This window comes from Bradyrhizobium sp. 23, from assembly GCF_023073295.1.
Lineage (GTDB): Bacteria > Pseudomonadota > Alphaproteobacteria > Rhizobiales > Xanthobacteraceae > Bradyrhizobium > Bradyrhizobium canariense_D.
The window spans coordinates 437,569-446,824 of sequence record NZ_JADPJF010000042.1 but is presented as its reverse complement, the minus strand read 5'-3'; the positions used below and the strand labels follow the sequence as shown (position 1 = coordinate 446,824).

Sequence of the window (9,256 nt, the reverse complement as noted above, 5' to 3'; positions counted from 1 at the left end):
GAGCCGCATCTGGCGCCGCTCGCCAGCAAGATCGCAGAGCAATCCCCTTACCTTCCCTTCGTGGCATTGGATGCGGCGGGCGCGCTCCCGCACAACGTCCTGCCCTTCTCTTCCTCGCGCGCCGGCCATTCCGAACGCCTGATCGCGCGGCTTCGCGCCGCTCTACGGATTCGTACCCTTCACGCCACGGTGCTGCGCCGGCTGCCCGAGGTCAAAGTCGCGCTGCCGGAGGCTGATCCCGTTCGCGATGCCACGGTGCTTCTGATCGGCCGCGGCGCGGCTTACCCCGCGCTTTCCGTCGCGCTCGGCGAGCGCGTCGGCGTCATCGGGGCGCTCTCGATCGAGGCAGCGGCCAAGCATCTCAACACCCGCGACCTCGACGGCGTCGTGCTCGCTGAAGGTTTTACCCCCCGCGTGACCGATGCCTTTCTCACGGTGCTCGCCGAGGACACCCGCTTCCGCAGCCTGCCCGTGGTCGTCACTGCGCATCAGTTGACGCAGACTTACGACCTACCCAATCTTGAACTGATCCCCGGTGAGTCGGCGAAGGTCGCCGCCAACGCGCTGCCCCTGATCCGCCAGCACGCCATGGAAGCCCAGCTGAGCCGTACGCTGCGCTCGATCGATGCCGGCGGCTGGCTCGACCCGCGCAGCGGCCTGCTCACGGCGGAAGCTTTTGCGCGTGATTTTGCCAAGGCGGTCGAGCAGACGCTGGCCCGCGGCGGCGGCCTCTCGGTCGCACGCTTCGCCTTCGATCCCGGCAATTCCCGAGCCCAGCTCGATGCCGCGCGCATTCTCAGCCGGCTGATGCGGCAGATGGATTTTGGCGTGGCGCAGAAGGACGGCTCGGTCGTCGTCGTGTTCGCGGAGACCGACTTCCGCACCGCCCACATGATCGCCCGCCGCCTCTCCGCGGTGATGCGGCACACGTCGAACGGCAAGCACGAGATGCGCAGCGATCCCGTCGTTTCGGTGGATTCGCTGTCGCCCTCGGATACGGCAAGGTCGCTGCTTGGGCGGCTGTCGGCCGAGGCATCGCGGGCGGCGTCGTAATCATCCGCGAGCGCTCGCTGCCGTCGGAGCTCGACTGCTCACATGTGGAAGCTTTACGCGAAACGCACCGTTCGCATTCTCATTCGCGAGGGCCGGCCGCTGGCGCAAAAAACCCGCGGCCGGTAAACGGTCGCGGGTCAAAATCCGAAGCTCTGCCAGTACATCCGTGGTCAAAGCAACGTCATTGGGATTGCGGCAGCCTATGCGGCGCGCAGATCTTCAGCAGCAGACTTGCCGGTCTTGCGATCTGCAACGATTTCAAAAGAAACCTTCTGCCCTTCGTTGAGGGTATTCATGCCGGCGCGTTCAACGGCGCTGATGTGAACGAAGACATCCTGGCTGCCCTCGTCCGGCTGAATGAATCCGAAGCCCTTTTGGCTGTTAAACCACTTCACAGTTCCCGTCGTCATGGGGATCGTCCTTTAAGATAGATAAACGTTTAGCCGCGCTCAGAAGCGCGGTGGGTGTCGTCGAGATCTGGAGGGAGGGTCGTCAGTCAGGCGCGCTTTTCAGCGGCGAGGCCAAGTCGTTCGGCCGAAACTCGATAGACTGAACCTAGCAACTGTTCGATCATTGCGCAAGTGATCATATGTCGCTGTTCGGGGATCCGAGTGCGGCGCGTCGTTTCGCGCCGCCTCCGGAAACCTCTACGCCGCCTTCTTGCTCTGCGCGAGCTGCGCCAGCTGGCGCATGATCTCGGTGGTGCCGGCAAGACGCTCTTCCGGCGTCTCCCAGTCCTGCAGGAACACCACCTTCATGTCGGGCCGCACCTTCGCGGCCTGGCCGTGGCTGCGGATGAAGCTCACCAGCCGGTCGGGATGGGCGAAGGAATTGTCGCGGAAGGCGATGACGGCGCCCTTCGGACCGGCGTCGATCTTGCCGACATTGGCTTGGCGGCAGAACGCCTTGATCGCGGCGACCTTGAACAAATAGCGCACCTCGTCCGGCAACACGCCGAACCGGTCGCGCATCTCGGCGCCGAAGTTCTCGATCTCCTCCTCGCTGTCGAGGTCGGCGAGCCGGCGGTAGAGTGACAGCCGCACCGAGAGATCGCCGACATAATCCTCCGGAATCAGCACGGGCATGCCGATGGTGATCGTCGGCGACCAGCGGTCGGCCGCGGGCTCGGACACGCCAGCCTTGAGGTTGACGATCGCCTCCTCCAGCATCGATTGATAGAGCTCGAAGCCGACCTCCTTGATATGGCCGGACTGCTGCTCGCCCAGGATATTGCCCGCGCCGCGGATGTCGAGATCGTGCGAGGCGAGCTGGAAGCCCGCGCCCAGCGTCTCCAGCGATTGCAGCACGGTGAGCCGGCGCTCGGCCTGCGCCGTGATCTTCTGCTGCGCCGGCAGCGTGAACAGCGCATAGGCCCGCAGCTTGGACCGGCCGACGCGGCCGCGGAGCTGATACAGTTGGGCAAGGCCGAACATGTCGGCGCGATGCACGATCAGCGTGTTGGCGTTGGGGATGTCGAGGCCGGATTCCACGATCGTGGTCGACAGCAGGATATCGAACTTGCCGTCGTAGAACGCCGTCATGATATCCTCGATCACGGCGGGCGGCATCTGCCCGTGCGCAACCGCAACCTTCATCTCCGGCACGTTCTTGTCGAGGAAATCCCTGACCTCGGCGAGGTCGTCGATGCGCGGCACCACGTAGAACGCCTGGCCGCCGCGATAGCGCTCGCGCAGCAGCGCCTCGCGGATCATCAAGGGGTCGTGCGGGGCGACGAAGGTGCGGACCGCGAGGCGGTCGACCGGGGGCGAGGCAATGATCGAGAGCTCGCGCACGCCGGTGAGCGCCAATTGAAGTGTGCGTGGAATCGGCGTGGCCGACAGCGTCAGCACGTGCACCTCGGCGCGGAGCTGCTTCAGCCGCTCCTTGTGGGTCACGCCGAAATGCTGCTCCTCGTCGACGATCAGCAGGCCGAGATCCCGGAACTTGATCGACTTGCTGAGCAGCGCATGGGTGCCGACGACGATGTCGACCGAGCCGTCGGCGAGGCCCTTCTTGACCAGATTGAGCTGCTTGGCGGGCACCAGCCGGGAGGCCTGGGCGACCTGGACCGGGAAACCCTTGAAACGGTCGGTGAACGTCTTGTGATGCTGACGGGCGAGCAGCGTGGTCGGCACCACGACCGCGACCTGCTTGCCTTCGAGCGCCACCGCGAAGGCGGCGCGCAGCGCCACCTCGGTCTTGCCGAAGCCGACGTCGCCGCAGATCAGCCGGTCCATGGGACGGCCGAGCTCGAGGTCCTTCAGCGTGGACTCGATCGCACCAAGCTGATCCTCGGTCTCGTCATAGGGGAAGCGCGCGCAGAACTCGTCGTAGAGGCCCGGCTGCACCGGCAGCTTCGGCGCCTCATGGAGGTGGCGCTCGGCGGCGATCTTGATCAGCTCGCCCGCGATCTCACGGATGCGGTTCTTGAGCTTGGCCTTGCGCGTCTGCCAGCCCGAACCGCCGAGACGATCAAGTTCGACCGTGGTCTGGTCGGAGCCATAGCGCGACAGCAGCTCGATGTTCTCGACCGGCAGGAACAGCTTGGTCTCGGCGGCATAATGCAGCTCGAGGCAGTCATGGGGCGCGCCGGCGACGTCCAGCGTCTGCAGGCCGATGAAGCGGCCGATGCCGTGATCGACATGGACCACGATATCGCCGGCGGCGAGGCTCGTCACCTCCGAGATGAAATTGTCGAGCTTGCGGCTCGCCTTGCGCGGTCGGACCAGGCGATCGCCAAGGATATCCTGCTCGCTGATGACAGCGATCTCGTCGGTCTCGAATCCGCTTTCGAGGCCGAGCACGGCCAGCATGGTCTCGTTGCGCGGGGTCGCCTGCACCGTGCGCCAGCTGTTGACGCTGGTCACGGGGGTGAGCTTGTGATCGCGCAGCATCGAGGTCATGCGGTCGCGCGAGCCCTCCGTCCAGAGCGCGATGACCACCTTCTTGCGGTTTGTCAGTAGCCCATGCACATGTGCGACGACGGCTTCGAAGACATTGACCTTGTTATCGTTGCGCTCCGGGGCGAAGTCTCGTCCCTTGCGTGCGCCGGCATCGACCACGCTGGTACCATCAGCAGGCACCGAAAACTGCGTCAGCCGCACCAACGGCATCCCGCTCTCGCGCTTGCCCCATTCCTCCTCGGTCAAATAGAGCCTGTCAGGCGGCAGCGGCTTATAGATGGCGCCGCCGCCCGGATGCTCCATCGCATCGCGGCGGGCCTGGTAATAATCGAGGATCTGCTTGAAACGCTCGCGGATGGCGTCCTCGGCCTGCGGCTCGATCGCGACGCAAGCTCCTTGCAGATAGTCGAACAGCGTGTCCATCCGGTCCTGGAACAGCGGCAGCCAATGCTCCATGCCGGGATGGCGGCGGCCCTCGCTGACGGCCTCGTAGAGCGCATCGTCGCGCTCGGGCGCGCCGAACTCAGCGACGTAGCCCATGCGAAAGCGGCGGATGGTCTCGGTGACGAGCTGGAATTCGGAGATCGGCACGAGATCGAGCGCGCGCATGTCGAGCAGCGTGCGCTGGGTCTCGGCATCGAAGGTGCGGATCGATTCCAGGCTGTCGCCGAAGAAATCGAAACGGACGGGCTGGTCCAGGCCGGCCGGAAACAGGTCCAGAATGCCGCCGCGCACCGCGTATTCGCCGGGCTCGCGCACGGTCGAGGAGCGGTTGTAGCCGTTGTGCTCGAGCCAGGCGATGATGGTATCCATCGGCACGACGTTGCCGGGCGCGACCGACAGCGCCTGCGCCGCGACGAGCTCGCGCGCCGGCACGCGCTGTACCACGGCGTTCACCGTGGTCAGCACGATCAGCGGCTTGTCGCTACCGGTCAGTGACGCCAGCCGCGCCAGCGTCGTCAGGCGCTGCGCGAGGACGCCACCATGCGGCGAGACGCGGTCATAGGGCTGGCAGTCCCAGGCCGGGAAGGTCAGCACGGGCAAATCGGGCGCGAAGAATTGCAGAGCACGTTCGAGCTGCTGCATCCGCGGCCCGTCGCGACAGATCACCGTGAGGCTGACAGCCGGCTTCTTCGGCCGCGCCGCGATGGCGCGCGCGAGATCAGAGATGACGAGGCCCTCGGCACCCTCGGCAACATTGGCAAGCGTGAGCGCGCGGCCGGGCGTGAGCAGCTCGGCCGGCGATTTCATCCCCTGCTTCATACGTCGCGGTCCGCGATCGGAAACCCCTTGATGCGCGCAAACAGCGGGCCAATGACGTCGGCGGCAAGCACCTTGTCGCCGGTGATGGCGGCATAGAGGTCGGGATCGGCCTCTTCGAGCAGGGTCTCGAGCTGCGTCAGCTCGTCATCGGACAGATTGCCGATCTCGGCATCCGCGAACCGGCCGAGGATCAGGTCCATCTCGCGCGTGCCGCGGTGCCAGCAGCGGAACAGAAGCCGCTTGCGGCGGTCGTCCAGCCCGTTGCTCGATCGTGTCGTTCCCGTCATGTCTCAATTCCAGTCAAACGCCAAAAGCCCGGACGTGCCGGGCCGGGGTGATATAGCCACTCGGGCGGGCCCTGTCAGCCCTCGATTTGTCATGGCCCGCTGCCCCGCAGGGGCACGAAAAAACACGTGGATGCCGGGCATAAAGCCGGGCATGACGAGCGAAAACGGTCCTAGATTCGCCTGATGCGCCCCAGCCTGCTCAACCCGCTGTTTGCCCCCGTGACCAGCCTCTCCGGCGTCGGTCCGAAGCAGGACAAGCTGCTGCAATATCTGCTCAGCCGCAATGAGACGCCGCGGCTGGTCGATCTGTTGCTGCATTTGCCCAGCCAGGTGATCGACCGTCGCGCCCGGCCGAAGATCCGCGACGCCGTGCAGGGAACCATGGTGACGCTGGAGGTCACGGTCGACCGCCACCGCCCGCCCCCGCCGCGCAATGCGCGCGCGCCCTACCTCGTCTACGCCAGCGACGACACCGGCGACGTCGTGCTGACGTTCTTCCGCGCAAAGCCCGGCTATGTCGAGAAGCTGCTGCCGATCGGCGAGAAGCGCTTCGTCTCCGGCACGCTCCAGATGTACGACGCCATCCCGCAGATCGTGCATCCCGACCGGGTGCTGGACGAGGAGGCGATTTCCAAACTCTCCGGCATCGATCCCGTCTATCCCTTGACCGAAGGCCTTGCGCTCGGCTCGCTGCGCCGCGCGGTCGCGCAGGCGCTGCAGAAGCTACCGGCGCTGCCGGAATGGATCAGCCCGGAGGTGCTGCGCCGCTGCGGCTTCCCACCGATCGCCGAGGCGCTCACCCGCGTGCACCAGCCGGTCGAGCTCACCGACATTCTGCCCGACCAGCCGTTCTGGTCGCGCCTCGCCTTCGACGAACTCCTGGCCGGGCAACTTGCGCTTGCCCTGATCCGCGCCCAATTGCGACGCCCGGCCGGTGCGCGCAACGCCGGTGACGGGCACCTCCGCAACAAAATCATCGATGCCCTGCCCTATGCGCTGACAACCTCCCAGCGCGACGCAGCAGCCGCCATCGCCAATGATCTACAACAGCCGGTGCGCATGTTGCGCCTGCTCCAGGGCGACGTCGGCTCCGGCAAGACCGTGGTCGCGCTGCTGGCCGCCGCTGCCGTCACTGAGGTCGGCAAGCAGGCCGCCTTGATGGCGCCGACCGAAATTCTGGCTCGTCAGCATATCAAGACCATCGCGCCGCTCGCCGAGCGCGCGGGCATGCGGGTCGCGATCCTCACCGGCCGCGAAAAGGGCAAGGAGCGGCGTGACCTGCTGGCACAACTCGAAGCCGGCGAGATCGACCTGCTCGTCGGCACCCATGCGCTGATCCAGGACGACGTGATCTTTAGCGATCTCGCCCTCGCCGCCGTCGACGAGCAGCATCGTTTTGGCGTGCGCGAGCGGCTGGCGCTGACGTCAAAGGGCGAGGCCGTCGACGTGCTGGTGCTGAGCGCCACGCCGATTCCGCGCACGCTGGTGCTGACCTTTTTCGGCGACATGGACATCAGCGAGCTCAGGGAGAAGCCGGCCGGCCGCCAGCCGATCGAAACTCGCACCATATCGATGAGCCGCCTCGGCGAGGTCACCGACAGCATCGGCCGCGCGCTCGAATCCGGCAAGCTGGTCTACTGGATCTGCCCGCTGGTCGAGGAATCCGAGGCCGAGGGTACCGAGCACCTGACCAATGCGACCAGGCGCTTCGAAACCCTGCAAAAACGTTTCGGCGACCGTGTCGGCCTCGTCCACGGCCAGATGAAGGGCACCGAGAAGGACCGCGTCATGGGCCAGTTCGCCGCCCACGAGATCGGTCTGCTGGTCGCGACCACCGTGGTCGAGGTCGGTGTCGACGTGCCGGCGGCGACCATCATGGTGATCGAGAACGCCGAACGCTTTGGCCTCGCCCAGCTTCATCAATTGCGCGGCCGCATCGGGCGCGGCTCGGAGGCCTCGACCTGTCTGCTGCTCTACTCCGAGCCGCTCGGCGAGATGTCGAAAGCACGGCTGAAGGTGATCCGCGAGACCACCGACGGCTTTCGGATCGCCGAGGAAGATCTGAAGCTGCGCGGCGAAGGCGATGTGCTCGGCGTGCGCCAGAGCGGCCTGCCCGGCTACCGCATCGCCCGCTCGGAGGTGCACGGCCAGCTCATCACGCAGGCCCGCGACGAGGCGCTGCGCATCCTGAAGGACGATCCAAAACTCAAGGGCGAGCGCGGCGAGGCACTGCGCTGCCTGCTGTATCTGTATGAGCGGGATGAAGCGATCCCGCTGATCGGAGCGGGTTAGCTGGCCGCTCGTTGCCGCCCGATCTCATAAGCCGCCACATGCGCCCGGGCGAGATCCAGCAGGGGCGTGTCGATGCCGAGTGCACGGGCCCGGTTGGCCATATCGCCGAGGATATGCTCCGCCTCGGTGACCGAGCCGCGCTCGATATCACGCAGCATCGAGGCCTTGAGCGGGGAATCCGGGGTCGTGAACAGCTTCCGGTCAAACTCGATGAAAGGCGCTCGCGGCTCAAAACCCGAGGCCGTGGCGACGGCGCAGCATTCGGCAAACAGGCGGAAGATGGATTGCTCGCCGTTCGGAACGGCCAGAATGTCTCCGATGCTTGCACGCATCAGGCAGGTGATGCCGGCGAGCGTCGAGAGCTGGACGAATTTCTCCCACATGTCCTGCATGATCGCTTCGCTGGCGCGCACGTCGATACCGGGCACGTGCAGCAGCGTCTCCAGGGCGAGCACACGCTCGCTCAACGACCCCCCGATTTCGCCGAAGACGATGGTCTGATTGGCCATGAACTGAACGACGCGGCCATCCGCATCGAGCCCGGCACTGACGTTCGCGAGCCCGCCGAGAACCTGAGCGGCGCCGAACCGCGCCGTCAGGGCGTCGACATGTTTCAGCCCGTTGAGGATCGGCAAAATCATCGTGTGGGCGCCAACGGCCGGGGCAAACTGGGCCATCGCATCGTCGAGCGAGTAGGATTTCACCCCGACGAGCACGACGTCGAACGTTTCCTTGAGGTCGTTGGCCAGGATGATCTTCGGCTGCACGGCGAAATCGCCCTGCGGGCTCACGACCTGCAATCCATTCCGCCGCAATTGCTCCGCACGCCCGGCCCGCACCAGAAAGTTCACGTCGCCGCCGGCTCGGACCAGGCGCGCTCCGTAGTAGCCTCCGAGCGCTCCCGCGCCGATCACAAGCACTCTCATTCGAACTCCCATTGCGGAGTGACCGCTTTCGCAGAAACAATAACAGATGAGCCTCGCGACGTCTCCTCAACCGGCGTGCGCGCGCAAGAACCTGCCGTGCTCGGCTTCGGTCCCCTCGTTGGCGGGGAACATGCACTCGAGCCGCAGCTCCTCCGCCGTCACCGTCTGCGGCGTTCCAACCGTCGTGATCAGGGAGAAGTAGTCCAGCGTCACACCGTCCTTGACGAAGGACAACGGGATCATCGGAATCGCATCGGATGCCGACGGCGCACGCCATTCCGGCTTCACCCCGGGGTATTGCGACAGCTCCTCCAGCAACGCCTTCGTCCTGATGTCAACCACGTGTCCGACTGCCTCGCGATACACCCGCGCCAGCAGCCCGCGTGCGGTCTGCGGCAGTTCGCGATAAAAGGGCGCACGCCCTCCGGATCGAACATAAGATGCAGCAGGTTTCGTGGCGCCGGCCGTGCGGACATGTCGATGAAGCAATTGAACAGAAGCGGCGCGGCCTCATTGGTCATCAGCACGTTCC

Annotated in this window: 6 protein-coding genes and 1 pseudogene; 2 read left to right on the top strand and 5 right to left on the bottom strand. The window is 65.6% G+C overall.

Translation table 11 applies throughout. The features are described 5' to 3' along the window. Positions 1-1,053, top strand: a 1,053-nt coding sequence (locus IVB32_RS11955; RefSeq protein WP_247410409.1) for a GGDEF domain-containing protein, incomplete at its 5' end; no start/stop codon positions are given. A 200-nt stretch (positions 1,054-1,253) separates the two neighbouring features. Here the strand turns inward: IVB32_RS11955 and IVB32_RS11950 are convergent. The 3 genes from IVB32_RS11950 to IVB32_RS11940 form a co-directional block, all read right to left on the bottom strand. Beyond that, positions 1,254-1,463 carry a cold-shock protein gene (locus tag IVB32_RS11950; RefSeq protein WP_018457932.1) on the bottom strand — a complete coding sequence of 70 codons (210 nt, stop codon included), beginning with the start codon at positions 1,461-1,463 and terminating at the stop codon, positions 1,254-1,256. 237 nt (positions 1,464-1,700) lie between these two features. Continuing rightward, positions 1,701-5,219, bottom strand: coding sequence for a transcription-repair coupling factor (gene mfd, locus IVB32_RS11945; protein WP_247296677.1), 3,519 nt, complete (start codon positions 5,217-5,219; stop codon positions 1,701-1,703). Continuing rightward, complete coding sequence (locus IVB32_RS11940; RefSeq protein ID WP_018457934.1) at positions 5,216-5,506, bottom strand: succinate dehydrogenase assembly factor 2; 291 nt, start codon at positions 5,504-5,506, stop codon at positions 5,216-5,218. The genes mfd and IVB32_RS11940 overlap by 4 nt, the downstream gene beginning before the upstream one ends. A gap of 183 nt (positions 5,507-5,689) precedes the next feature. Here IVB32_RS11940 and recG point away from each other — a divergent pair, with 183 nt between their 5' ends. Further along, positions 5,690-7,798, top strand: a complete 2,109-nt coding sequence (gene recG / locus IVB32_RS11935) for an ATP-dependent DNA helicase RecG (RefSeq protein WP_247410408.1) — start codon at positions 5,690-5,692, stop codon at positions 7,796-7,798. Here recG and panE read toward each other — a convergent pair. Continuing rightward, positions 7,795-8,724 (bottom strand): 2-dehydropantoate 2-reductase, encoded by a 930-nt coding sequence (panE, locus tag IVB32_RS11930; RefSeq protein ID WP_018457936.1) that lies wholly within the window; start codon positions 8,722-8,724, stop codon positions 7,795-7,797. The two genes, recG and panE, sit on opposite strands and share 4 nt — an antisense overlap. 66 nt (positions 8,725-8,790) lie before the next feature. Further along, positions 8,791-9,256 (bottom strand): annotated as a pseudogene (locus IVB32_RS11925) (transcriptional regulator); the annotation flags it as partial.